Annotated in this window: 20 protein-coding genes and 1 pseudogene; 9 read left to right on the top strand and 12 right to left on the bottom strand. The window is 73.7% G+C overall.

The features are described from left to right. Positions 1-37: 37 nt before the first annotated feature. Complete coding sequence (locus EOE48_RS19430; RefSeq protein ID WP_246154611.1) at positions 38-1,234, bottom strand: ABC transporter substrate-binding protein; 1,197 nt, start codon at positions 1,232-1,234, stop codon at positions 38-40. Between the two features lie 508 nt (positions 1,235-1,742). On the opposite strand from EOE48_RS19430, the gene EOE48_RS19425 reads away from it, so the two are divergent. Continuing rightward, positions 1,743-2,081: a PilZ domain-containing protein gene (locus tag EOE48_RS19425; RefSeq protein ID WP_187371484.1), complete on the top strand. Its 339-nt coding sequence runs from the start codon at positions 1,743-1,745 to the stop codon at positions 2,079-2,081. A 10-nt stretch (positions 2,082-2,091) separates the two neighbouring features. On the opposite strand, the gene EOE48_RS19420 is transcribed toward EOE48_RS19425, so the two are convergent. After that, a complete protein-coding gene (locus EOE48_RS19420; RefSeq protein ID WP_187371483.1) occupies positions 2,092-3,849 on the bottom strand; it encodes a putative bifunctional diguanylate cyclase/phosphodiesterase in 1,758 nt (585 codons plus the stop codon). Positions 3,850-4,338: 489 nt separating this feature from the next. On the opposite strand from EOE48_RS19420, the gene EOE48_RS19415 reads away from it, so the two are divergent. The 4 genes from EOE48_RS19415 (at position 4,339) to EOE48_RS19400 (ending at position 7,513) form a co-directional block, all read left to right on the top strand. Continuing rightward, on the top strand, positions 4,339-4,548 hold the full coding sequence (locus EOE48_RS19415) for a ferredoxin (protein WP_127732209.1): 210 nt from the start codon (positions 4,339-4,341) through the stop codon (positions 4,546-4,548). Positions 4,549-4,550: 2 nt separating this feature from the next. Continuing rightward, complete coding sequence (locus EOE48_RS19410) at positions 4,551-5,819, top strand: NAD(P)/FAD-dependent oxidoreductase (RefSeq protein ID WP_127732207.1); 1,269 nt, start codon at positions 4,551-4,553, stop codon at positions 5,817-5,819. Positions 5,820-5,852: 33 nt separating this feature from the next. Then, positions 5,853-7,100 carry a cytochrome P450 gene (locus EOE48_RS19405; RefSeq protein ID WP_127732205.1) on the top strand — a complete coding sequence of 416 codons (1,248 nt, stop codon included), beginning with the start codon at positions 5,853-5,855 and terminating at the stop codon, positions 7,098-7,100. Between the two features lie 167 nt (positions 7,101-7,267). After that, positions 7,268-7,513 carry a hypothetical protein gene (locus EOE48_RS19400; RefSeq protein ID WP_127732203.1) on the top strand — a complete coding sequence of 82 codons (246 nt, stop codon included), beginning with the start codon at positions 7,268-7,270 and terminating at the stop codon, positions 7,511-7,513. Positions 7,514-7,525: 12 nt separating this feature from the next. Here EOE48_RS19400 and EOE48_RS19395 read toward each other — a convergent pair whose 3' ends face one another. Further along, positions 7,526-8,176 (bottom strand): TetR/AcrR family transcriptional regulator, encoded by a 651-nt coding sequence (locus EOE48_RS19395; RefSeq protein WP_127732201.1) that lies wholly within the window; start codon positions 8,174-8,176, stop codon positions 7,526-7,528. Between the two features lie 346 nt (positions 8,177-8,522). Here EOE48_RS19395 and EOE48_RS19390 point away from each other — a divergent pair, with 346 nt between their 5' ends. Next, the gene (locus EOE48_RS19390; protein ID WP_127732199.1) at positions 8,523-10,208 is read left to right on the top strand and encodes a putative bifunctional diguanylate cyclase/phosphodiesterase; all 1,686 of its coding nucleotides are present in this window, start codon (positions 8,523-8,525) and stop codon (positions 10,206-10,208) included. A gap of 58 nt (positions 10,209-10,266) precedes the next feature. After that, positions 10,267-11,091 (top strand): BLUF domain-containing protein, encoded by an 825-nt coding sequence (locus tag EOE48_RS19380; RefSeq protein ID WP_127732197.1) that lies wholly within the window; start codon positions 10,267-10,269, stop codon positions 11,089-11,091. 7 nt (positions 11,092-11,098) lie between these two features. Here EOE48_RS19380 and EOE48_RS19375 read toward each other — a convergent pair whose 3' ends face one another. The 5 genes and pseudogenes from EOE48_RS19375 to EOE48_RS19360 all read right to left on the bottom strand — a co-directional run bounded on the left by EOE48_RS19375 (position 11,099) and on the right by EOE48_RS19360 (position 16,506). Then, positions 11,099-12,031 carry an AEC family transporter gene (locus EOE48_RS19375; protein ID WP_127732195.1) on the bottom strand — a complete coding sequence of 311 codons (933 nt, stop codon included), beginning with the start codon at positions 12,029-12,031 and terminating at the stop codon, positions 11,099-11,101. A 74-nt stretch (positions 12,032-12,105) separates the two neighbouring features. Continuing rightward, complete coding sequence (locus EOE48_RS19370; RefSeq protein ID WP_127732193.1) at positions 12,106-13,665, bottom strand: class I adenylate-forming enzyme family protein; 1,560 nt, start codon at positions 13,663-13,665, stop codon at positions 12,106-12,108. Positions 13,666-13,669: 4 nt separating this feature from the next. Continuing rightward, positions 13,670-14,326, bottom strand: a complete 657-nt coding sequence (locus tag EOE48_RS29960; RefSeq protein WP_246154609.1) for a thiamine pyrophosphate-dependent enzyme — start codon at positions 14,324-14,326, stop codon at positions 13,670-13,672. Between the two features lie 163 nt (positions 14,327-14,489). Continuing rightward, positions 14,490-15,218 (bottom strand): annotated as a pseudogene (locus EOE48_RS29955) (thiamine pyrophosphate-binding protein); the annotation flags it as partial. 262 nt (positions 15,219-15,480) lie between these two features. Next, positions 15,481-16,506 (bottom strand): TRAP transporter substrate-binding protein, encoded by a 1,026-nt coding sequence (locus EOE48_RS19360; protein WP_127732191.1) that lies wholly within the window; start codon positions 16,504-16,506, stop codon positions 15,481-15,483. Positions 16,507-16,681: 175 nt separating this feature from the next. Here EOE48_RS19360 and EOE48_RS19355 point away from each other — a divergent pair, with 175 nt between their 5' ends. Next, the gene (locus EOE48_RS19355) at positions 16,682-17,407 is read left to right on the top strand and encodes a GntR family transcriptional regulator (protein ID WP_127732189.1); all 726 of its coding nucleotides are present in this window, start codon (positions 16,682-16,684) and stop codon (positions 17,405-17,407) included. Positions 17,408-17,735: 328 nt separating this feature from the next. Here the strand turns inward: EOE48_RS19355 and EOE48_RS19350 are convergent, their stop codons facing one another. Further along, a complete protein-coding gene (locus EOE48_RS19350; RefSeq protein WP_127732187.1) occupies positions 17,736-18,668 on the bottom strand; it encodes an amino acid--[acyl-carrier-protein] ligase in 933 nt (310 codons plus the stop codon). A gap of 39 nt (positions 18,669-18,707) precedes the next feature. Then, entirely contained in the window at positions 18,708-19,910 is a 1,203-nt protein-coding gene (locus EOE48_RS19345) for an acyl-CoA dehydrogenase family protein (protein WP_127732185.1), read from the bottom strand. Between the two features lie 260 nt (positions 19,911-20,170). On the opposite strand from EOE48_RS19345, the gene EOE48_RS19340 reads away from it, so the two are divergent. Next, the gene (locus EOE48_RS19340; protein ID WP_127732183.1) at positions 20,171-20,449 is read left to right on the top strand and encodes a phosphopantetheine-binding protein; all 279 of its coding nucleotides are present in this window, start codon (positions 20,171-20,173) and stop codon (positions 20,447-20,449) included. A gap of 48 nt (positions 20,450-20,497) precedes the next feature. Here EOE48_RS19340 and EOE48_RS19335 read toward each other — a convergent pair whose 3' ends face one another. Beyond that, complete coding sequence (locus EOE48_RS19335) at positions 20,498-21,919, bottom strand: GumC family protein (protein WP_187371482.1); 1,422 nt, start codon at positions 21,917-21,919, stop codon at positions 20,498-20,500. A 158-nt stretch (positions 21,920-22,077) separates the two neighbouring features. Continuing rightward, positions 22,078-22,993, bottom strand: a 916-nt coding sequence (locus tag EOE48_RS19330) for a heparinase II/III family protein (RefSeq protein ID WP_148239790.1), incomplete at its 5' end; no start/stop codon positions are given.

The following is a 22,993-nucleotide window of genomic DNA, read 5'->3' as shown; positions in this document are numbered from 1 at the left end:
GGCACCCGGCGGGCATGCCCGCCGGGCCGGAGCGACCTCAGCTCTTGTTGACCAGCGGGCAGCCGCCCTCGGCGATCGGCCGGAACGCCTTCTCGGCCGGGATCGTCGCCAGCACCTTGTAGAGGTCCCACTCGCTCTTCGACTCGGAGGGCTTCTTGACCTCGAACAGGTACATGTCGTGCATCTTGCGGCCGTCGGCCCGGATCGTGCCCTTGCCGAACAGCGGGTCGTCGGTCGGGTTCGCCTTCATCCACTCGACGACCTTGGCCGCGTCGGTGGACTGCGTCGCCGCGACACCCTTCATGTAGTGGACGAGGCTGGAATAGACCCCGGCCTGGATCATGTTGGGCATCCGCCCGCTCAGCCGCTCGCCGAACCGCTTCGAGAACGCCCGTGTCGCGTCGTTGAGGTCCCAGTAGAACCCTTCGGTGAGGATCAGGCCCTGGGCCGCCTTGGGGCCGAGCGCCCGGATCTCGCCGATGAAGATCAGCAGCGCGGCGAGGTTCTGGCCGCCCTCGACGATGCCGAACTCGCCCGCCTGCTTGATCGCGTTGGCGGTGTCGCCGGCGGCGTTGGCGAGCCCGATCACCTTGGCCTTCGATGCCTGCGCCTGGAGCAGGAACGACGAGAAGTCGGTCGCCGGGAACGGCGTGCGCACCGCACCCACGACCTTGCCGCCGTCCTTCAGCACGGTCTGGCGCGCGTCGCGCTCCATCGCGTGGCCGAAGGCGTAGTCGGCGGTGAGGAAGAACCAGGTGTCGCCGCCCCGGCGCGTCAGGGCGCCGGCCGTCCCGTTGGCCTGCGAGTAGGTGTCGTAGGTCCAGTGGATCGTGTAGGGGGCGCATTGCGCCCCGGTCAGGTCCGCGGTCGCCGCGCCGGAATTGATGAACGCCTTGCTCTTCTCCCGCGAGACCTGATTCACCGCGAGCCCCACCGACGAGGTCGGCACGTCGAAGATCGCGTCGACCTTGTCGCGGTCGTACCATTGCCGGGCGATCGAGGCGCCGACATCGGCCTTGTTCTGGTGGTCGGCCGAGACCACCTCGACGGTGAGCCCGAGGCTCTTGGCGTAATCCGCCACCGCCATCTCGGCGGCGACGACCGAGCCCTGCCCGGTCGCGTCGGCGTAGACGCCGGACCGGTCGTTCATCACGCCGATCTTGACGGTCGGACCGGCCATCGCCGCGCCCGCCGAGACTGACAGCAGCAGCGCTGCCAGCATGGACTTGCCCATCGGTCTCTCCCTAGGTGATCGCTTTTGTTTGTTGGGCGTCGAGACGGAACGCCCCGCGTGCACCGGCCGGCCGGTCGCGCACGAGGTCCCGCCCCAGAGTAACGGTTGCGACGGGTGCGGCAATCCTGCCCGCGTCGTCGTCCAGGGCAATCGCTTCAGAGCGATTGCCCTGGTGTTTTGCTCCGCCTCAGGCGCCGGCGTTCGCATCCGCTCACTTGGCTCTCGCTCCGCTCTGTGTTCGAGGGGACATTCGTCCCCTCGAACCCGCTCCGCGGGGCGCTCCTCGCGCCCGGCATGCAGCGTCGCCCTGCGGGCGACCGCAGGACAATCGCTGAAGCGATGGCCCCGCGTCGTCCTCCCGCGCCCTGCGCAATCTTTGCCACCGCCGCCGAAGGTCATAGCCCGAACGGGCGGCCTGGATCCCGGCCGGCCGACGTGAGATGACGGCGGGCCGGGGCCGGCCCTGGGGCGGTGCCGCCCGGGCCCCCGGATGCCAGCAGGCTGCGCCATGACCACGCTCCCGAGACCGGTCCGGATCCAGGCGCTCCTCACCAGCCGGGCGAAGCTCGACCGCACCGCCGCGCCCGCCATCCTGTGCTTCCTGCACAACCTCTCGGACGACGGCGCCTGCGTGTCGTTTCCCGACGGCGCGGCGCCGCCCGAGCGGTTCGACCTGTTTCTCGAACAGGGCGGCCAGGCCCATCCGGTCGAGATCCGCTGGCGGGACTCCGACCGGGTCGGCGTCCGCTTCCTCGACCCGTTGTCCGACGAGACCCTGTGCCGGCTGCTGCCCCATCTCGGGCTCGCGGCCGGAGAGGGTGGCGCGGGCGACGCGCCGGGGTTCTGAGCGCCCCGGGCTACTGCGCCGCGGCCGGGACGGGCGTGCCCCCGTCGAGGCCGTACCGGGCCGCGAACGCCTCGGCCGGCATCGGCCGGCCGAACAGGAACCCCTGCCCCTCCCGGCAGCCCTTCGCCCGCAGGCGGGCGTGCTCCCGCTCGGTCTCGATCCCCTCGGCGATGACGTCGAGCTTGAAGCCGTGCCCGAGCTGCAGGATCGCCCGCACGATGGTCTCGTCCCGGCGCGAGGACGTCATGCCGGTCACGAAGGAGCGGTCGATCTTCAGCCGCGTCAGCGGGTAGCGCTTGAGCAGGCTCAGCGAGGCGTAGCCGGTCCCGTAATCGTCGAAGGCGATCCCGACCCCGAGGGCGCGCAGGCGGGCGAGCGGCGCGAGGGCGACGTCGTCGTGGCGCAGGACGATGGTCTCGGTGATCTCCAGTTCGAGACCGGCCGGCGGCAGGCCCGTGCGCACCAGGGTCCGGGCCACCGTCTCGGCGAGGTCGCCGCGCTGGAACTGCGCCGCCGACAGGTTCACGCCGATGCGGAAGCCCGGCGCGCCCCGGGCCCGCCAGCGCACCGCCTGCCGGCAGGCCTGATCCAGCACCCAGTCGCCGACCTCCGCCGCGCACGAACTGCTCTCGAGCGTCGCCAGGAACGCCGCCGGCGCCAGCAGGCCGTCGCGGGGATGCCGCCAGCGCAGCAGCGCCTCCGCCCCGACGAGGCTGCCGTCGGCGAGCGAGACCTGCGGCTGGTAGAACAGCACGAACTCGCCGCGCCGGACCGCGTCGTGCAGCGCGCCGCGCAGGCGCCGCACCTGCTGCTGCGCCTCGCGCAGGGCCGGCCGGTAGACGCGGTGGCAGTGCCGCCCCTCGGCCTTCGCCTGATGGAGCGCGATGCCGATGCTGGTGCCGAGATGCAGGACGTGGCCGTCGTGCAGGAACGGTTCGGAGAAGGCCCGCGTCAGCGCCGCCGCCATCGCGTCCGCCTCGGTCTCGCCGGCATCCGCCAGCAGGATCGCGAACTCGTCGCCGCCGAGCCGGGCGACCGTGCCGGCTCCGCCGGTGCCGCCGAGCAGGCGCTCGGCGACGAGCCGCAGCACCGCGTCGCCGGCTCCGCGCCCGAGGGCGTCGTTGACCTCCTTGAAGCCGTCGAGATCGAGAACCAGCACGGAAGCCGGCCGGTCGCCCGCCAGCAGGCCGTCGAGGCTCCCGCGCAGGGCGGACCGGTCGGGCAGCCCGGTGAGCGGGTCGAGCCGGGCGAGGCGCAGGAGATGCTCCTCGGTCGCGCGCCGGGACAGCGCGGACCGGTGCAGTTCCAGATGATCGAGAACGAGGACCGACAGATCGCGCAGGGTCGCACGGTCCGCAGCCGGGAAGGCGGCCCGCGGCCGCGGGTCGGCGATCCGCAGGGAGCCGAGCGCCGGCCCGTCCGGTGCACGCAGCGGCACGGCGGCCGTGAAGCGGAAGGCCGGCGCGCGCCCGGGCCGGCGCCCCTCCGCCGCCGCATCGAGGACGACGTCGACCCCGTCCCCGGCGACGGGCGGGTGGCGGAGACCGTCGCACGCCTCGGCCGCGGGGATGGCGGGACCGTGCGCGACGCGCACGACCTGCCCGTCCGGTCCGGTCAGCGACACGAGGACGGCGGGAACGTCGAACAGGTGGGTGGCGAGCGCGAGCAGGCGGGACAGGGCCGGGAACGAGGTCTCGTCGCCCGATTCGCCTTCGCCCGGTCCTTGCGGGCCGGCCCGCTCCGGGGCGGCGATATCGGCCTCCGACACTGACTGCTCTCCCACGCGCAAGCGGACCAACCGAGGGTGAGCCTGTCTCGGGGCGGCTCGCATGCGGGCGGTTATCGGCATTCACCGTTAAATCCATGCTAACGCCCGTCGGCCGGTGTCGTCTCACTGTATCCGGCGACCGGTCTGACCCAACGAAACCGGTGGCGTCCGCCGATCCGCGACTGCGTCATCCTGTGCGATCACGCTTGCGACCTCGTCGACGAGACGATTCCTCGGGGGGCGAGACGGGCCGGAGACCACGGGACGCGATCGTGCGGGCCGGTCCGTTGCAGGACGCAGGCCCGGAACAAATCGCCCCGCCACCGGATCATACGATTTCCGCATCGCGAAGCGATCGATCGAGAATCGCATCGGACGCCGTCCCGCCGTCCTGCGGCGCGGCAAAAAGGAACTGACATGTTCCTTTATCCGTTCACGAGCCGGGCGGGGATCCGGCCGCCCGTTCGTTCCGGAGAGGAACCCGATGCCATGAAGGTCGTGGTCGACCTGAACCGCTGTCAGGCCTACGCGCAATGCGTCTACGCCGCGCCCGACCACTTCGCCCTCGAAGGCGCCGAGGTGCTGGTCTACGACCCCGCTCCCGGCGACGCGGCGCGGGCCGAGATTGAGCGGGCGGTGCAGGCCTGCCCGGTGCGGGCGATCACCGCTTTCCCCGACGCCGCCCCCGGGGCGGCGTGAGCGTGGCGGCCGGTTCCCCGCCCCGCCGTATCGTCGTCGTCGGCGCCTCCCTGTGCGGGCTCTCGGCGGCGCAGGCCCTGCGCGAGGAGGGCTTTTCCGGCGAGATCGTCCTGGTCGGCGACGAGCCCGAGAGACCCTACGACCGCCCTCCCCTGTCCAAGCAGGTCCTGCGCGGGCGCTGCGGCCCGGACACCACCCTGCCGTGCCGGCCCGACCTCGACCTGCGGTTCCGCCTCGGTACGGCGGCGGCCGGGCTGGATCCGCGGGCCCGCCGCGTCGTGCTCGCCGACGGCGGGACCATCGCCTACGACCGCGTGCTGATCGCCACCGGGACCCGGGCGCGGCCGTGGCCCGGCGACCCCGGATCGGGCCCGCTCCACACCCTGCGCACCCGCCGGGACGCCGAGCGCCTCGGCGCGCGTCTGGCGGACCGGCCGCGCCGGGTCGTGGTCGTCGGCGGCGGGTTCATCGGCTGCGAGGCGGCGGCGAGCATCCGCGCCATGGGCCTCGACGTCACGCAGGTGGTGCGGGAGACGGTCCCCCTCGTCCAGGCCCTCGGGGACGCCGTCGGCGCGATGGTGGCCGAGGTCGCCCGCGGGGCGGGCGTCGACCTGCTCACCGATCGCGGGATCGACGGTATCGAGGCCGCCGGTGGCGAGACCGCCGTGGTGCGTCTCGACGAAGGCCGGCGCATCGAGACCGGGTGCGTCCTGGTGGCGCTCGGCGCCGTGCGCAACGTCGAGTGGCTCGCCGGCGCCGGGCTGGCGGTCTCGGACGCGGGCGTGCGGGTTGACGCGGAGTGCCGGGCGTTGACCCCCGACGGCCGGGTCGTGCCGGACGTGTTCGCCGCCGGCGACGTGGCGCAGTGGCCGAGCGCGGTCTACGGCGGCGCGCGGCTCGCGGTCGAGCACTGGGGCAACGCGGTGGCCCAGGGCCGGGTCGCCGCCCGCAACATGGCGGCGGCGGGCGGTCCCCTCGCCCGCCACGACCACCTGCCGGATTTCTGGTCGCACCTCTACGGGCTGACGGTCAAGCTCGTCGGGGTACCGGACGGGGCCGACCGCTTCGCCGTGGTCCAGGGCACGCTGCGCGAGCGCCGCTTCGTCGGCATCTACGGCGCGGGCGAGCGCACCGTCGCGGCGGTGTCGGTCGACTCGGCCCGCTGGCTGCCGGCCTACCGGGCCGCCATCGCCGAGGGCGCGCCGTTCCCGCCCTTCACCGGCGCCCTCGACCAGCCCGGCTTCGCCCCCCACCCCCTCGCCACCGCCTGACGGCACCCCGCCTCCTCCCGCCGGAGCCATCCCGTGAGCCCCACGCTCTTCGCCCAGGTGCTCGACCCGGCTCATCGCGCCGACCCCTATCCGCTCTACGAGGCCCTGCGCCGGTCGCCGGTCAGCCGGCAGGACGACGGCACCTGGGTGGTCAGCTCCCACGCGGCGATCGCGCGCCTGCTCCACGACCCGCGCATCAGCTCGGAGGACCTGCCCGACCCGCCGCTGTTCCGCTGGACCGGCCACCCGATCCAGGATCTCCTGGTGCGGCCGATCCGCAGCCGGATCGTCGCCCGCCACCGCCCGTTCATCTTCCGCGACCCGCCCGACCACGACCTCCTGCGCCGGCACGTCATGCGGGAATTCTCGCCCGGGCGGGTGCGGCGGATGCGGCGCGAGACCGAGGCGATCACCGGCGCGCTGCTCGACCGGCTGGAGGGACGCGCCGCGTTCGACCTCGTCGAGGACGTCTCGTACCCGCTGCCCGTGACGGTGATCTGCGACCTGCTCGGGGTGCCGCGGGAGGACGAGCCGCGCTTCCAGGGCTGGGCGACCCAGCTCGCCACCGCCCTCGAACCGAACCAGCGCACCGACGCGGCCAACGCCGCCCGCAACGAGGCGGCGTTCACCGCGATCTCCGACTACCTGCGCGGACTGATCCGGGAGCGGCGGGCCTCGCCCCGCGACGACATGCTGTCGGGGCTGGCCGCCGGCCGTGACGGCGAGCGGATGAACGACTACGACCTCGTCGCCACCGCGGTGCTGCTGCTCGTCGCCGGCCATGAGACGACGGTCAACCTCATCACCAACGGGATCCTCACCCTGCTGCGCTTCCCCGAGCACGCCGAGCGCCTGCGCCGCGAACCGGAGATCGCCCCGCGCCTGATCGAGGAGCTGCTGCGCTACGAGCCGCCGGTCCACTACCGCACCCGCCTCGCTCTGGCCGACATCGGGCTCGGGGACGCGACGATCCCGGAGGGCGCGCCGGTGGTGCTGCTGCTCGCCGCCGGCAACCGCGACCCGGCCCGGTTCCGCGATCCCGACCGCTTCGACCCCGACCGCGAGGACAACCGCCATCTCGGCTTCGGCGGCGGGCTGCACTACTGCGTCGGCGCCCCGCTGGCGCGCATCGAGGCCGAGGTGGCGCTGACCGCGATCGTGCGGCGGCTGCCGCGCCTGCGCCTGCTCGACGACCCGCCGCCCTACCGGCCCGGCGCCTCCCTGCGCGGGCCGCGCCGGCTGCGGCTCGCCGTCGAGGCGCCGGTGGGCGCCGCCCGGTGATGCGGCCGCCGGCTCCGCGGACTGCGAAAGGTCGCAGGTCCCGGCGTCTTTCCCCGACCGGTCGGGCGTGCCAATCGGCACCGCCCGACCGCGATCCATCCTCCATCCTCCAGACCGGCCCGGGCGGCGTTCGCGCCGACGGAGCCCAGACCAAGGGAATCGTGCCGATGCGCACCCTGATTGCGGCCCTCGCGACCCTGTTCCTGCTCCCGGCAGGCGCGAACGCCCAGAGCAGCGACGAGGAGCGCAACCGCGTCTGCGGCGCCGACGTGATGCGCCTGTGCCTCAACGCGATCCCCGACCGTCCGCGGATCATCGCCTGCATGCAGTCCCAACGCGACAACCTCTCCCCCGCCTGCCGGGCGCTGTTCGACCGCGAGCGCGGAGGCGCCGTCCCGGGTCGGCGGGGCTGAACTGGCCCTCCCTCAGCCGCTCGCCGGCCCGGCGCCCGCGCCGTAGGCCCGCAGGAACGCCGCCACGCCGCGCCCGACGATCCGGCGGATCTCGTCGCGGCCGGGCGGCAGGCCGAGCAGCGCGCGGTTGCGGATGGCCTCGGTGGTCAGGCCGGAGAAATGCGCGACCGCGAGGTCGGCGTCGTCGATCGCGAGGACCGACCGGCGGGACAGCCGGTCGAGATAGCCGGCGAGCAGGGCGCGGTGGCGCGCGACGCCGGCGAGGTACGTCCTGGCCAGTTCCGGGAAGCGGGGCGCGTCGGCGATCACGAGGCGGTAGAGGCCGAGTTCGAGCGGCGAGATCCAGTGCTCGGCGATCCGCAGCGCCACCGCGGTCAGCACCTCCTCCGGCGCGGCGTCCGGCCGGCCGAGCGCCTCCTCCACCTCCGCCCGGGATTCCGCCACGAGACGGTGCACCACCGCCAGGAGCAGCGCCTCCTTGTTGGCGTAGCGGGCGTAGATCGTCTTGGCGGAGATCCGCGCCGTGCGGGCGATGCGCGCGAGGCTCGCCCCGCCGTAGCCGTGGGCGAGGAACTCGGCCGTCGCCACCGCGAACAGGTGCGCCTCCCGGCTCTCCAGGGCGGCGGCGGGCGGACGGCCCGGGCTGGGACTGCGCGGCTTCATGGGCGTGTTTTCATGGGCGTGTTCATGCGGGTGTCGGACGGCGGGGACGGCGGCACGGACGATCGCTCCCGCTTTACACGTCTGGCGGCCGATGCCGCGCGCCGGAGATGTCCCCGCGCCGGTGCAGACGCCGTTAAGGATGCGGACCGCGATCCGGCCCCGCTCCGTGGACCCGCCGCCAGGGCCGGCCTACATCCCGCGGGCTGGGTCGGCACAACCTGAACGTGTCGAAACCCGTGGGTTCCGGGGCGTGGGCCGGGCGACGTTCGCGTTCGATTCACCATTCCCGGCCAGCATCGGCCGTCTCCCGATCCGTCCCGCTCCCTCCTGCCACCGGGCCTCCCTCATGCTCGCGCGATCCAGCACCGTTGTGAGGTCCGGACCGATCCCGGCCGCGGCCGGGGAGGCCGCCGGCGAGGGGCGGATCCTGCGCTCCCTCGCCTCGGCGCGGCAGGGCCTCGTCCTGCTCGGCGGCGGCGCCCCCGTCTGCACGGCGCCGGCGGAGCGGATCCTCGGCCGGCCCGGGCCCGGTTCGGTCGCCGGCTGGCTGCGCCTGCTGCGGGACGGGACCGGGCTGACCCGGCCGGAGCTGTTCGGCCGGCTGCGCCGCGCCCGCGGCCGCACCGAGGCGGCGCTGTTCGAGACGCGCTGCGGCGAGCGGACGGTGATGGTCGAGTGCTGGCCGGTCCCGGGCGAGGGCTGGGCGGCGGCGATCGAGGACGTGACCCATCGCCGGGCCGCCGAGTCCGACGCGGCGGAACAGGCCCGCCTCGACCCGCTCACCGGGCTGGCGAACCGGCTCCACCTGCGCGAGCGCCTCGACGGCGCCCTCGACCGGCTGCGGCGGACCGGCGAGGGCTGCGCCGTGCTGTTCATCGACCTCGACCGCTTCAAGCCGGTCAACGACACGCTCGGCCACCCGACCGGCGACCGGCTGCTGGAGAAGGTCGCCGACCGGCTGCGCTCGACGGCGGGCGAGGGCGACACCGTCGCCCGGATCGGCGGCGACGAGTTCGTGGTGCTGCGGGCGGGCCTGCGCGACACCGGGCCGGTCCAGGCCCTCGCCCGCCGGATCGTCGACCTGCTCGGCCGGACCTACATGATCGACGGCCAGCTCCTGACGATCGGCGCCAGCGTCGGCATCGCGCTCGCCCCCGCCGACGGCGACGACGCCGAGCGGGTCCTCAAGAACGCCGACCTCGCCCTCTACCGGGCCAAGCTCGACGGGCGCGGGACCTTCCGCTTCTTCGAGCCCGCCATGGACGAGCGCATGCAGGCCCGGCGCCGGCTCGAACTCGACATGCGGCAGGCGCTGGCCCGGCGCGAGTTCCAGCTCCACTACCAGCCGCAGCTCAACCTCGAGACCGACCGGCTCGTCGGCTGCGAGGCGCTGATCCGCTGGCAGCATCCCGAGCGCGGAACGGTGCCGCCGGGCGACTTCATCCCGCTGGCCGAGGAGATCGGCCTGATCGTGCCGATCGGCGAGTGGGTGATCCGCCAGGCCTGCCGGGACGCCGCAGCGTGGCCGGCGCCGGTCTCGGTCGCGGTGAACGTGTCTCCGGCGCAGTTCAAGAGCGACCGGCTGGTCGAGACCGTCATCTCGGCCCTGTCGAACGCCGACCTCCCGGCCGGGCGGCTCGAGATCGAGATCACCGAGGGCGTGCTGCTGCAGGAGAACGAGCGCACCCTGCACACGCTCTACCGGCTGCGCGAGCTCGGCGTGCGGGTGTCGATGGACGATTTCGGCACCGGCTATTCGAGCCTGAGCTACCTGCGCTCGTTCCCGTTCGACAAGATCAAGATCGACCGCTCGTTCGTGCACGACATGGCCAAGCGGCCCGACGGCGAGGCGATCATCCGCGCCATCGCGGGGCTCGGCCGCAGCCTCGGCATGACCACCGTGGCCGAGGGCGTCGAGACCGAGGACCAGATGCGGCGCATCCGCGCCGAGGGCTGCACCGAGGTGCAGGGCTACCTCGTCAGCCGCCCGCTCCCTGTTGCCGACCTCGTCGGCCTGCTCGCCGGCCGCTGAGGCCAGCGTCCGTTCCCGAGACCCCGTCCGCCGCCGAGGCGGCGCCCAGGAGACCGCCATGATCCTCGCCGGCAGCGACCTCTACCGGCTCGTCTACGCGAGCAAGAACCTGCTCGGCCCGGACGACGACCCGGCCGGAGCGGTCGACCAGATCCTCGACGCGTCGCGGCGCAACAACGGTCCGGCCGGCATCACCGGGGCGCTGCTGTTCAACGGCGGCGCCTTCGCGCAGGTGCTGGAGGGGCCGCGGGACGCGGTCGAGCTGACCTTCGAGCGGATCCAGCGCGACCTGCGCCACGGCGAGGTCACGGTGCTGCAATGCGGCCCGGCGGAGAGCCGCGGCTTCCCGGACTGGTCGATGGCCTTCGTCGGCCGCTCGCCGCGCGGGCAGCAGCTCTGGAGCGGGCTGGCGGCCGAGAGCGGGTTCGATCTCACCCGCCTCGACGGCGACGCGGTGTTCTCGATGCTGCACACCCTGGTGCTCGACGAGGAGGGCACCCCGGCCGCCCCGGCCGCCGTCGCGGTGGTGGCGGATCTCGACGCGGCCCGGCTCCGCGCCGCCCCGGAACCCGCCCCGGCGCCCCGGCCGCAGCCCGCCGAGCCGGCGGCCGCCCCGGCGGCGAGCCCCGCCCTCGGCGTGCTGCGCGCCGCCCTGGCCGAGGAGCGCCAGCGCACCACCGCCCTGCGCGACGAACTCGACGACCTGCGCATCGCGCTGGCGGCCGGCGAGGCGCAGGTCGCCGCGGCGATGCGCGAGCGCGACCTGTGGGCGGAGCGGGCCCGGCTTCTCGCCGCCACCCTGTGCCAGGAGGCCGAGGCGGTCCGGCGCGCTGCCCTGCGTCCGTCCGCGGAGGAGGCGGTGCCGGTGCTGCGCACGGCGTGATCGCGCCTCACCCCAGCCACGCCACCAGCGCCGACACGGTCGCGATCGAGGCGAGGTGCGACAGCAGGATCGCGCCGGAGGTGACGCCGGCGTCGAGGTCGTAGATCTTCGCCAGGGTGAACGGGCCCGACCCGATCGGCAGGGCGCTGAGCAGCACCGCCGTCCGGGCCCAGAGCGGCGGCATGTCGAACACGCCGTAGGCGAGCAGCGCCGTCACCGCCGGCTGCACCGCGAGCTTGAGGACGACGAGGGTTCCGATCGCCCGCAGGTCGGTGAGCACGAACCGCTCCTGGGCCAGGAAAAGCCCGATGCAGACCAGCGCCGCCGGCGAGGCGGCGTCGCCGAGGAGCCGCGCCGCCCGCTCGGCCGGGGCCGGCAGCGGCAGGCCGAGCAACCCGACCGCGAGGCCGGTCACCGGAGCGATCAGCAGCGGGTTCGTGAGCAGCGCCCGCCCGACCTTGCGGGCGGTGCGGCCGCGGCCGGTGCCGCCCTGGAGGTCGCTCTCGATCAGCACGATCGCGAACAGGAACAGCACGCAGGCGGTGAACAAGGTCGCGATCACCGCCACCGGCAGGCTCGCGGGGCCGAAGACGAGGAGGCAGAGCGGGATGCCCATGAAGCCGACATTGCTGTAGCCGGCGTCCAGCCCCTCAATGCTGGACTGGGCGAGGCGGCCGCCGCGCAGGCGGCTCACCGCGAAGCCGCCCGCGAAGGCCGCCGCGATGCCGCCGAGGAACGCCAGCGCGAAGCCAACCTGCGCCACCTGATCCGGGGTGATCCGCGCCATGGCGAGGAACATCAAGGCCGGCAGGGCGAGGTAGACCGCGAACCGGTTGAGGTTGTCGGTCATCTGCGGGCCGAATTTCGGCGAGCGCCCGCACAGGAACCCGACGAGGATCAGCGCGAAGATCGGCAGCGCGGCGTTGAGGACGGCGTTCATCGGATCCGAGGGGGAGGAGGGCTGCGCCTCAACGCCGGATGCCGGGCCGCGGAGTCAAGCCCGGACGGGCGGCCTCAGCCCCCGCGCCCGATCTGCTCGCGCAGCACCCGGTAGAGCACCTTGCCGGTGGCGTTGCGGGGCATCTCGTCGTCGTGGACGAACGAGAACGAGCGCGGGCGCTTGAAGCCGGCGATGCGCTCGCGGCACCACGCGGCCAGATCCGCCTCGTCGGGCGCCGCGCCGGCATGGGGCACCACCACCGCGTGGACGCGCTCGCCCCAGGTCGCGTCGGGCAGGCCGACCACCGCCACGTCCTTGACGCCGGGATGCGCGCCGATCAGCGCCTCGACCTCGGACGGGTAGATGTTCTCGCCGCCCGAGATGATCATGTTGCTCTTGCGGTCGACGAGGTGGATGTAGCCGTCGGCGTCGCGCCGGGCCATGTCGCCGACGCTGCACGCCCCGTCCCGGAACGCCTCGCGGGTCTTCCCGGGCAGCTTCCAGTAGCCGTCGAAGGTGTAGGGCGTGTTGGAATAGAGCTCGCCCGGCATCCCGTCCGGGACCTCGTGGCCGGCCTCGTCGAGGATGCGGATCGGGCCCGACCCGACGCATTCGCGCCCGACCGAGCCGAGCTTGGTGAACTGGTCGCGGGGGTGCAGCATCGTCACCCAGCCGGTCTCGCTCGACCCGTACAGCTCGTAGAGGCCGGACTTGCGGAACATCTCCATCACCGCCCGCTTCGTCTCCTGGCGGGCCGGCGCGGACGAGATCATCAGCCGGGTGACGCGGTCGAGGTCGAGGCTCTCGCGGATCGCCGCCGGCAGGCCGAGCATCATGATGTAGTGCGTCGGCACCAGCGAGCTGAAGGTCGCGCCGCTGGTCGCCAGCGTGCGGGCGCCGTGCTCGGGGTCGAAGCTGCGCCGCGAGTAGATCGTCACCGCCGCGCCGCAATACGTGAAGGCGCCGAAGAAGTAGAGCGAGTTGGCGTGGCACATCGGCATGACGAGAAGGGCGTCGTCGTGGCGGTGGATGCCGAGCTCGATCTCGGTGACGAGGGAGAGCAGGATGCCGCCGCGATGGCTGCGGATCACCCCCTTCGGCCGGCCGGTGGTGCCCGAGGTGTACATCAGCACCCACGGATCCTCGGGCAGGACCGGGTCCGGCGGCTCGGTGGCGGCGCCCGCCGCGATCAGGTCCTCGTAGGCGCGGTAGCCGGCCGGGCACGGGCCGTCGCCGAACCAGATCAGGTTGCCGGAGGGGAGGCTCAGGTCGTCGCGGATCTCCTCGATGCCGTCGCACAGCGCGTCCTGCACGATCAGCGCCGAGACCTCGGCGTCGTCGAGGATGTAGCGGATGTCCGGGCCGATCAGCCGGAAGTTGATCGGCACCGCGACGAGGCCGGCCTTGGCGGTGGCGGCGTAGATCTCGGCCCAGGCGAGGCAGTTGTAGGCCAGCACCGCGACCCGCTCGCCCTTGGCCAGCCCGAGGCCGCGCAGCGCGTTGCCGAGGCGGCAGGCGCGGTCGTTCCACTGCCGGAAGGTGAGCGACCGTTCGAGGTCGCGGGCGCCGAGGCTCTCGCCGCGCAGGCGGGCATGGACCGAGAGCATCTGTCCGATGGTCAGCATCTCGCGCATGGCTTCAGTTCCTCGGGGTCGTGCCGGCGCGCCACCGGCGCTCGGCCTCGTCCCAGGCGGCGAGCGGCTGGAGGTCCGGCACCCAGGCGAGCCCGGTCTTGGCGTCGGAGGAGACGGCCTCGGGCGTCACCACGACGTCGAGGAGCGCCGGGCGGTTCGCCATCGCGCGGGCGATGGCGGGGCCGAGATCCGCCTCGCGCTCGACCCGCTCGGCATGCATGCCGAAGGCGCGGGCCATCGCGGCGTGGTCGGCGAACTGGAGCCGGGTGCCGACGACACGTCCGTGGGTCACGGTCTGGTCGTGGACCTCGATCTGCCAGGCGCCGTTGTTGGCGACCACGATCAGCACCGGCGCCTTGTGGCGCACGGCGGTGTCGACCTCGATGGCATTGAAGCCGAAGGCGCCGTCGCCGGTCGCCACCAGCACCGGCCGGTCGGGGCAGGCGAGGCTCGCGGCGATGCCGTAGGGCACGCCGATGCCGATGCAGCCGAACGGGCCGGGATCGAGCATCTGCCGGGCCGACAGGCCGACGCGGGCGAAGCTCAGGAAGTCGCCGCCGTCGGTGACCACCACCGCGTCGTCGCCGATTGCGTCCTGGAGCGCGGCCAGTACCCGGTTCGGGTGCAGGCGCCCGTCGCTCCCGGCGGGCGCCGCCGCCATGGTCCGGCGCAGCTTGGCCGCCCGCTCCTCGTGCGCGGCGCGCAGGGCCCCGGCCCAGGCGCGGTCGACGCCGGACGGCCGGTTGCCCGCGGGCGTCGCCCATCACCGCGCCGCGCATCGCCGCGACGACGGAGGGGTGCTCGTCGGGCACGAGGCCGCGGCTCTCGCCGGTGTCGAGATAGACCGCCCCGAGCCGGTCGAGGAGCGCGACGAGGTCGGGGCCGGCGCCGCGGGCGCCGCGGCCCGACACCACCAGCACCCGCCGGGCCGACCACAGCACCTCGACGGCCTCCGCCACCGCCTCGGGATCGGGCCGCGGCGCCGGCCGGCGCTTCGTCCGCAGGTGCTCGTCGAGCTGCACCGCCCGCGGCACCACCGCCCGTAGGGTGTCGACCGGGAAGTCGATGTAGCTCGGCCCCGGCTCGCCGCCCTCGCCGAAGGCCCGGGCGATCGCCTCGTCGAGCTCGGCCGGCACCAGGGCCGGCTCGCGCACGGTGCGGGCGTAGCGGGTGATGCCGCGTACGAGCGCGGTCTGGTCGAGATCCTGCAACCCGCCGCGGTTCTCCTGCGGCCGCGGGCTGGTGCCGGACAGGACCAGCACCGGCGCCCGCGAGACGTGGGCGTTGGCGATGCCGGTGATCGCGTTGGTGACACCCGGCCCCGCGGTGACCAGGGCGACGCCGAGTTCGCCGGTCAGCTCGGCATGGGCCTGCGCCATGTGGACCGCCGCGCGCTCGTCGCGCACGTCGACGATGGCGATGCCCTCGGCGTCGAGGCACATCCACAGCGGCATGATGTGGCCGCCGCACAGGGCGAAGACCCGCGCCACGCCGCGCCGCCTGAGGCAGCGGGCGACGACGGCGGCGGCGCAATCGGGATCGAAGGTCGTCATGGGGATGTCCGGGGAAGGGGGCAGACGGTCGCCGGAATTCGGCCCGTCGATACCCGCCCCATGTCCCGGACGACTGAAGCGTCAGCGGAAGGAGATCCGGGATCCAGCACGATCAGTCGCGAAGCGTCCGTACCCAGCACCAGTGCCGGCAGACTGAGCCGCTTCGCGGCACTCCTCGCGCTGGATCCCGGATCTCCTTCCACTGCGTTCCAGTCGTCCGGGAAAAGGGCGGAGTGATTTCTCGTCCAGGTCAGACAGTTAGTCAGCCGACGTCGCCGGCGTAGCGCTGGAGCAGGCCCCACGCCTCGGGGCCGAACCGCTCGCGCCACTGCCTGTAGAAGCCGGCCTCCTTCAGCCTAGCCTGGAAGGGCGCGCCGTCGACCGGGTTGAAGACGAGGCCCTTGGCCTCGATCGTGCGCTGGAGGTCGAGATTGGCTTTCGCGATGTCGTCGCGCTGCTGGCGCGCCGCCGCGTCGAGGTGGCGGGCCATCACCGCCTGCAGGTCGGGCGGAATCGTGCGCCACACCTTGCCGCCCGACAGCAGCCAGAACCCGTCCCAGGCGTGGTTGGTGAGCGAGCAGTATTTCTGCACCTCGTAGAACTTCGCCGTGTCGATCAGCGCCAGCGGGTTCTCCTGGCCGTCGGCGATCCGGGTCTGGAGCGCCGAATAGGCCTCGCTCAGCGGAATGCTGGTCGGGGCGGCGCCGAGCGCCGAGAACATCGAGACCCAGAGCGGCACCACCGGCACCCGGATCTTGAACCCCTTGAGGTCGGCCGGGGTGTGAATCGGCCTGGTGCTGGTGGTGATCTGGCGGAAGCCGTTGTCCCACACCGCCGCGAAGGGCTGGAGGTTCGCCTTCTCGATCGCCCGGCGGATGTGGTCGCCGACCTCGCCGTCCATGGCGGCCCAGACCTTGGCGTAGTCGGTGAAGGTGAAGCCCAGCCCGGTGAGCGAGGTCTGCGGGATCAGGGTCGACAGCACCGTGCCGGGCATCGTCGCCATCTCCAGCGCGCCGGAGCGGAGCTGGGACATCATGTCGGAATCGCTGCCGAGCTGGTTGCTCGGGAAGATCGTGATGACGAGGCCGTTGTTGGTCTCGGCCGCGATGGCCGCCACCGCCTCGCGCAGGCGGATGTTGACCGAGTGCGACGGCGGCAGGTTGTTGCCGAGCTTGAGCGTGACCGGGCCGGACTGCGCCAGGACGGCCGGGGCGCCGAGTCCCGGGACCAGGGCGGCCGCGGCGCCGAGGCCGGCCGTGAGGATGCTGCGCCGGGACACGGACGTCATGGGGTTTCCTCCTTGCCGAATCGCGCGCCGGGGGCTCGTGGGCCCGCCGGTCGTTGCAATTTGAATTCGGTATGCGAACTCCGTACACGTTTTTGGAATTTGCACAAGCCGGGCGCATCGACTAAGCAGGTCCGATGGCGGTACGGCCCCGGGGGCGGGTCCTGATCTGGCGGCGATGGTGAGAAGCGACGGTCCCACTCCGATCCTGACGGTCCAGCCCCGGCTCGCCGAGCAGGTCTACGAGGCGATCCTGTCGGAGATCATCGAGGGGCGGCTCGCCCCGAACGCCCGCCTGATCCAGGACGAGCTGGCCGAGGCCTACGGCGTGTCGCGCCAGCCGGTGCAGCAGGCGCTGCTGCTGCTGCGCAACCACGGTCTGGTGAAGGACGCGCCCCGGCGCGGGCTGATCGTCTCGGCGCCCGACGCCGAATACGTGCGCAACCTCTACGAGATCCGCGCCGCCCTCGAGGGACTGGCCTGCCGGATGGCGGCGGAGCGGGATCCCGCCCGGGCCGCGGCCGAGGGGGCGGCGCTGATCGAGGCCGGGCGCGCGGCGGTCGCCGGCGGGTCGCGCACGCAGCAGATCGCCGCCGACATGGCGTTCCACTGCTTCCTGTACGACCTGTCCGGCAACCCGCTGATCGCCGAGACGACCGCGCCGCACTGGCATTACCTGCGGCGGATCATGGGTGAGGTGCTGCGCGGCGACGAGACCACCCCGTCGGCCCTGTGGGACGAGCACGCGGCGATCCTCGACGCGGTGACCGCCGGCGACGCCGACGAGGCCGACCGCCTCGCCCGCTCGCACATCACCCGGGCCGCGAAGGTGTTCGTCACCCGGTTGCAGGCGCAGGAGGAGGCGGCGCAGGCGGATCTCCGCCGACGGTCCCTGCGCCGGTGAGCGGGACGGGCGAGGCCGAGTCGCGTCCTGGCATGCGTTGCGACCGTTGAAGGCGGTTATGTATCTCGCGCCCGAACCCTCTCCCCCTCTGCGGGGGAGGGTGCCCCGCTGCGAGTGCGAAGCACTCGTGCGCGGGGCGGGCCGGGACGACAGTCCCGCAAGAGGGGATCGCGACGCTGATCCAGGGTGCGCCTTCATCAAGGTCGCGACCTTTCCGGAAGCGGGGTTCCCCTCTCGGCGGGACTACGTCCCGCTGCGCTCACTTCGTTCGCCACCCTCCCCCGCGGAGGGGGGAGGGACCGGGCGGCACCCTCGAAGCAGGGCCGGCCTACGGCGCCAGCGCCTCGCGCACGCCCGCCGGCCACGCGGCCGTGTCGAGGCCGTGGGTGGCGAACAGCGCCACTGCGAGCCGGTCGATGCCGAAGGCGACGCAGCCGGTATGGGCCGGTTCGCCCGCCGCGTCGCGCAGGTTCCAGGTCGTGCCGAAATGCTCGCGGTGGTAGTTGAAGCTCATGCAGGCGGTGCCGGCGGCCTCGCCGCGCAGGGGCACCAGCAGCTCGAACTTCAGCGCCTGTTCGAGCTGGCTCATCGCCATCATCTGCCCGACCCGGCCGAAGAACGGGTCGCTCGCCTGCACCACCTCGTAGGCGAGCCCGAGCCGGTCGGCGAGCGCCGTCGCCTTGACGATCCAGCGCTCGCGGAACGCCTGGATCTGCTCGGGGCTGCCGACGCAGACGTACTCGCGCATCCGGAACGATTGCAGCCGGTCGAGGTCGCGGGACGGCTCGCGCCGGAAGCAGTCGCAGGCGACGTCGAAGCGGTAGCCCTCCGCCGGCACCGCCCCGCGGGCGGCGGCGATCGGGTAGACCGGGTAGCAGGCCGCCGGGGTCAGGACGAGGTCGGCGGTCTCGAGCGAGGCCGTCCAGTCGCCGCCGGCGGCGTGGCGGTCGGCGGCGGCGCGGATCTCGGCCTCGCTGCCCTCCAGGCACGAGACGCAGCCGAGGAGGTTGGGGAAGCTCTTGAGGTAGCCGTGGGTCTCCAGGTGCCGGCGGCTCATCACCGGCGGGAACCGGAAGATCTCGGTGCCGTCCTCGCGCTGGCGCGAGATCAGCGACTGGAGCGCCTCGACCACCGCCTCGTAATGCCCGGTGCGGGCGTAGACGCCGTCGGCGTCCATCGGCCGGAAGAGGCCGTCGAACAGCCCGTCGAGGGGATCGCGCGCCGGCGCCGGGGCGGGAGCGTTCAGGACCGTCATGTTCATCGGTGGAGTCTCTTCGAGCGTGCGAGGGCGTGGAAACGGTCAGTCGGCGAGGCCGGCCGGCACGGTGGCGAGCAGGGCCGTGGTGGCGAGGTTCTGGGTGATGCGGTCGTTGTGGATCATGATCGGCGCCGACAGGATGTCGCGCAGCGACCGGCCGATGCTGAACGGGCCGTCCTGGCGGTAGCCGGCGAGCCCGCAGGCGCGCAGCGCGCTGCCCACCGTGGTCACGGCGAGTTCCGACACCTCGACCTTCAGCATCGTGACGGCGGTCTGGAAGTCGAGGCCGGCGCGGCTGCGCGGGTCGGCGGCGGTGGCGGCGTGGCGTGACAGCGCGTCGGCGACCAGCGCTCGCAGGGTCTTGAGCGACGACACCGCGCGGCCGTAATGCACCGCGCCCGGCGGCATCTGGCCCCCGGCCCCGCGGGCGGCCTGCCGGGTGAAGGCCTGCGCCCGCTCCACCGCGCCTGCGGCGATGCCGGCCCAGGCGCTCGACCACAGGATGTGCGAGACCGGGGTCATCGTCTCGGCGTGGATCGCCGGGTAGCGCTCGGGCAGGACCTGCTCGGGCCGGAACCGGGCGCGCAGCCGGAAGCCGGCGCTGCAGGTGCCGCGCATGCCGAGGGTCTCCCAGCCGCTCACCCGCTCCAGAGAATAATCCTCGCGCAGCAGCACCGCGAGCACCTGGTCGGAGGGCTGGGCGTCGGGGGCGCGCCGGGCGGTGGTGACGACCCCGTCGGCCTCGGCGCCGTAGGAGATCACGCTCGCGGCCCGGTCGAGGGTGACGCACTCGCCGTCCGGCTCGATCGCGGCGGCGCTGGAGCGGACGTTGCCGCCGCCCTGCCCCTCCGTGGTCGAGGAGGCGAGGAGGAGCTGCTCGTCGCACAGCCGGCGCAGCAGGGCCGCGTGCCAGGGCGAGCCCGTGCCGTGATCGACGATGCAGGCGACCTTGGTCTGGTGCATCGCGAAGATCATCGCGGTGGAGGCGCAGGCGCGGCCGAGCCGGTAGGCCACCTCCGCCACCTCGGCGAGCGAGCGCCCCTCGCCGCCGAGGGCCTGCGGCACCAGGAGGCCCATCAGCCGCTGCGCCTTGGCGGCGGCGATCGCCTCGGCCGGGAAGCGGCCGTCGCGGTCGACCGCCTCGGCGGCGGCCGCGGCGATGCCGGCCACCACCAGCGCCCGCAGGGCCGGATCGCCCGCGACCGACTCGCCGGCCTCCGCCGCGTGGATGGGTTGAATCGTCATGCCGGCCTCCCGCCCTGTCGTGCCGCGTCGCGTGCATCGCCGAAGAGATCGCCCGCCCGACCCGGCATGCGGCCCCGCGGCGCAGGCTGGCGAGCAGACGCTAAGACTTGATGATGTGGATCCCGGAAAATCGGCAGCATTGCCGCAAATCCGGGGATGGGTGGTGCGCGAAACATTAAGTCTGAGCAGTCTAAACCTTTGACCGCGCCGGACGGGCCGCCTAGCCCGGTCCGGCACCGACCTGACCGCGAGGACGCCCCATGACCGACAGCATCCCGGCCGACGCCACCGGCCGCATCACCGCCCTGGTGGAGGGCATCCTGGCCCAGAAGGGCGCCGACCGCCGGGTCGAGCCCGACACGTTCCTGACCGAGGCCGGGCTGACCTCCCTCGACCTCGTCAACCTGATGCTGGCGATCGAGGCCGAGTTCGACCTGACGATCCCGTCGAGCCATCTCGGCCCGCAGAGCTTCCGCAGCGTCGCGACGATCGCCCGGATGGTCGCCGAGGTGGCGCCCCCCGGCCGCCTCGTGGCGTGAGCCCGGGGGCCGGCCACGGCCGGAGAGGAGCGCCGGCATCGCGCGGCCTCACCGGCCGGGGGCCGCGAACTGGTCGCGCAGCAGCGCGAGGGCGAGGCCGACCATCAGCCCGACCACGAGCCCGGCGGCGAGGATCACCGCCTTCGAGGTGCCGGTCTTGGTCAGCGGCGGCACCGCCGCCTTGATGAGCCGGGCGTTGCTGGTGTCGAGGCTGTTGCGCTCCTGCAGGTCGCGGGCGCGGTTGAGGAACGCCTCGTAGACGGTGCGGTTGGCGCTCGCCTCGCGCTCCAGCTCGCGCAGCTGCACCCCGGCGGCGTTGGCGGTGGCCGCGTCGGACTTGAGCGTCGCGACGCGCCGGTCGAGGATCGCCTCGCTGGTGCGGGCGCGCTCGTAATCGGCCGCCGCCGCCTTGGCGATGCGGCCGAGCTCGTCGTCGAGCTGCCGGCGCGCCGCCTGGACCCGCTCAGCGATGCCGGTATTGGCCGGGTGGCGCGGGCCGTAGACGAGCGCGGTCTCGGCCTGGACGCGCAGGGCCTCGGCCAGGGTGGCGCGCAGGCCCGCCAGGGTCGTCGACTGGACCGCCTCGGTGGTGCCGTCCGGCAGCGCGCCCCCCGCCCGCAGGCGCTGGACCTGGGCGACCCGGGCGCTCGCCTCGGCGGTGCGGGCGCGGGCGGTGGCGAGCTGGTTGGCGAGGTCGCCGAGCTGCTGCTCGCCGACGAGCCGGCCGCCGCCCGACCCGATCAGGTCCTTGCTGCGGCGGTAGCTCTCGACCGCGGCCTCGCTGCGCTGGAGCCGGCCGCGCAATTCCGCGAGCCGGCCGTCGAGGGCCTCGGTTGCCCGGGTCGCCGCCGCGGTCCGGGTGCGGGCGAGCTCGGACAGGAAGGTGTCGGCGACCGCGTTGGCGATCCGGGCCGACTTGTCGGCGTCGCTGGTGGCGACGCCGATCTCGACGATCAGGGTCTTGTCGGAGCGGCGCACCGCCAGCGCCCGGTCGAGGGCCCGGATCGCCTTCGTCTCCGGCGTCTCGCCCGCCCCCGGGGCGGGGGCCGGCGGCCCGATCAGGCGCCGGGTCAGCACCGCGAGCAGGCCGGGCTCGGGCGAGCCGAAATCCGGGTCGGCGGCGAGGTTCTGCGCGCGCACCACCCGGGTCAGCACGTCGGTGGAGCGCACGATCTGCGCCTGGCTCTCGGTGATGAGCAGCGATTCCTCGCCGGTGGTGCTGCCGGGAGTGAGGTCGTTCTGGAGCACCTGGAGGTTGCGGGGGTCGAGCAGCACCCGGGCGGTGGCGTCGTACTGAGCCGGGATCAGCATCGCGACCGCGAAGGCCAGAGCCCCGGCCAGCACGACCGGCACGGCGATCCAGCGCCAGCGGGTGCGGAACACCCCGACGATCCCGCGCAGGTCGATCACGGCGGCCGGGGGAGGCGGCGGCGCGACGAATTGCGGCGTGGCGGCCACGAACCTCTCCATCCGACCCATCATTGCGATTCCCACCAGCGTCTCGCTCCTGGACGGGCCGGAGACAATCCCGTCCCGCCCTGGAACGGGACGGCCCGGAGGCCGCGCCCGTGCCGCCGTCTCCGCAAGCCCGGGACCAGCCGCCGGCGTGCGAGGGCGGGACGGCGCGCTCAGGGCCGGGGCAGGATCTCGATCCGGGTCAGGGCCTCGTCCCGGTCGAGCCGGCCGGCGAAGACGACGGCCTTTGCCGGCGCGAGGTGCCCGAACCCGGCCGAGTGCGGTGGCGCGTCGTCCCCGCCGGCGTGGATCCGCGTCTCGAACCCGTCCGGCGCCACGAGGCGGCAGAGCGGACCCGACGCCCCGGTCACGGTGACGGACCCCGTCACGGTGACGGATCCCGTCACGGTGACGCCCCGGTCGCCGGGCGCCAGCGCGAGGCCCGGCGGCAGCAGGAAGCGGATCTCGACCGGCAGCGGCGCACGGGCCCCCGGCAGGCTGTCGGCGACGAGGTAGCCGTCCGGCCGGCGGGCGAGGCGGCGGCGATGGGCGGTGCCGAACCGGCGCAGGTAGCCGTCATGCTGGCCGGTCACCGACCAGTCCGGCCCGGCCTCCTCGGCGACCAGCGCCGCGTCGGCCCGGCTCGCCCAGCTGAACCCGGCGCTCGCGACGCTCTGCGAGGCCCCCCCTATGGATAATGTATTGTGCGCGAGACTCTCGCGCAGCCGCGTGCGCTGCCCGCGGCCGGAATGATAGAGGTAGGTACCGGCATCGATCAGCACCGGCTCGTCGTCGAGGGTGAGCCAGAGCGCCAGGGCGTCGGCGTGGCCGTGGGCCGCGAGGGCGAGGTAGCCGAGCGGGCCGTGGTCGAAGACGAGGGCGGCCCGCCGCCCGGCGATCGTCTCGTGCGCCGCGGTGTAGCCGCCGTCGCGGAACACCGCGGCGCCCTTGGGCGCGACGAAGGGGCGCTGGCGCGAGATCCGGCGCTCGGAATTGGTCACCGTGCCGTCCTTCTCGCCCCAGGCGAGCGCCGGCAGCACGATGGCGTTGCGGGCGCGCAGGGTGTCGGTGCCGGCGATCGCCTCGGAG

The sequence above is a fragment of the Methylobacterium oryzihabitans genome (genome assembly GCF_004004555.2).
GTDB lineage: Bacteria > Pseudomonadota > Alphaproteobacteria > Rhizobiales > Beijerinckiaceae > Methylobacterium > Methylobacterium oryzihabitans.
This window is presented reverse-complemented; position numbering and strand designations above follow the sequence as displayed.

Excerpts from the sequence above, each read along its gene's own strand:
- EOE48_RS19430 (WP_246154611.1), bottom strand. The coding sequence starts at position 1,234 with ATGGGCAAGTCCATGCTGGCAGCGCTGCTGCTGTCAGTCTCGGCGGGC.
- EOE48_RS19425 (WP_187371484.1), top strand. The coding sequence starts at position 1,743 with ATGACCACGCTCCCGAGACCGGTCCGGATCCAGGCGCTCCTCACCAGC.
- EOE48_RS19415 (WP_127732209.1), top strand. The coding sequence starts at position 4,339 with ATGAAGGTCGTGGTCGACCTGAACCGCTGTCAGGCCTACGCGCAATGC.
- EOE48_RS19400 (WP_127732203.1), top strand. The coding sequence starts at position 7,268 with ATGCGCACCCTGATTGCGGCCCTCGCGACCCTGTTCCTGCTCCCGGCA.
- EOE48_RS19395 (WP_127732201.1), bottom strand. The coding sequence starts at position 8,176 with ATGAAGCCGCGCAGTCCCAGCCCGGGCCGTCCGCCCGCCGCCGCCCTG.
- EOE48_RS19390 (WP_127732199.1), top strand. The coding sequence starts at position 8,523 with ATGCTCGCGCGATCCAGCACCGTTGTGAGGTCCGGACCGATCCCGGCC.
- EOE48_RS19380 (WP_127732197.1), top strand. The coding sequence starts at position 10,267 with ATGATCCTCGCCGGCAGCGACCTCTACCGGCTCGTCTACGCGAGCAAG.
- EOE48_RS19375 (WP_127732195.1), bottom strand. The coding sequence starts at position 12,031 with ATGAACGCCGTCCTCAACGCCGCGCTGCCGATCTTCGCGCTGATCCTC.
- EOE48_RS19370 (WP_127732193.1), bottom strand. The coding sequence starts at position 13,665 with ATGCGCGAGATGCTGACCATCGGACAGATGCTCTCGGTCCATGCCCGC.
- EOE48_RS29960 (WP_246154609.1), bottom strand. The coding sequence starts at position 14,326 with ATGGCGGCGGCGCCCGCCGGGAGCGACGGGCGCCTGCACCCGAACCGG.
- EOE48_RS19360 (WP_127732191.1), bottom strand. The coding sequence starts at position 16,506 with ATGACGTCCGTGTCCCGGCGCAGCATCCTCACGGCCGGCCTCGGCGCC.
- EOE48_RS19355 (WP_127732189.1), top strand. The coding sequence starts at position 16,682 with ATGGTGAGAAGCGACGGTCCCACTCCGATCCTGACGGTCCAGCCCCGG.
- EOE48_RS19350 (WP_127732187.1), bottom strand. The coding sequence starts at position 18,668 with ATGAACATGACGGTCCTGAACGCTCCCGCCCCGGCGCCGGCGCGCGAT.
- EOE48_RS19345 (WP_127732185.1), bottom strand. The coding sequence starts at position 19,910 with ATGACGATTCAACCCATCCACGCGGCGGAGGCCGGCGAGTCGGTCGCG.
- EOE48_RS19340 (WP_127732183.1), top strand. The coding sequence starts at position 20,171 with ATGACCGACAGCATCCCGGCCGACGCCACCGGCCGCATCACCGCCCTG.
- EOE48_RS19335 (WP_187371482.1), bottom strand. The coding sequence starts at position 21,919 with ATGGAGAGGTTCGTGGCCGCCACGCCGCAATTCGTCGCGCCGCCGCCT.